The organism is Streptomyces sp. UG1, assembly GCF_049974585.1.
GTDB lineage: Bacteria > Actinomycetota > Actinomycetes > Streptomycetales > Streptomycetaceae > Streptomyces.
Genome location: NZ_JBNGGG010000176.1, coordinates 1 through 507 on the forward strand (window position 1 = coordinate 1; position 507 = coordinate 507).

General features: G+C 72.2%; 1 pseudogene. It reads left to right on the forward strand.

The annotated features are described in order from the left end of the window. Window positions 1-507 (forward strand): annotated as a pseudogene (pchA, locus tag ACP4J3_RS50905) (4-hydroxybenzaldehyde dehydrogenase); the annotation flags it as partial.

The window sequence follows — 507 nt, forward strand, 5'->3', positions numbered from 1 at the left end:
GACTGGATCATCCGCGAGTCCTGCAGCACCCGCCTGAAGGCCGAGATCGAATGGGGCGCGGCGCGCGCGATCACCCTGGAGTCGGCGTCGTTCCCGGCACGGGTGCACGGGCGCATCGTCGAGTCCGACGTGCCGGGCCAGGAAAGCCGGGTCTACCGCAGCGCCATCGGTGTGGTCGGGGTGATCAGCCCGTGGAACTTCCCGCTGCACCTGACCCAGCGTTCCATCGCCCCGGCCCTGGCGCTGGGCAACGCGGTGGTGGTCAAGCCGGCCAGCGACACGCCGGTCTGCGGCGGACTGCTGCTGGCGCGGATCTTCGAAGAGGCCGGGCTGCCGGCCGGGCTGTTCAGCGTGGTGGTCGGCCCCGGCAGCGAGATCGGCGACGCCTTCGTCGAACACCCGGTGCCGGGCCTGGTGACCTTCACCGGATCGACCCCGGTGGGCCGCAACATCGGCCGCATCGCCAGCGGCGGCGCGCACCTCAAGCACGTGGCGCTGGAGCTGGGC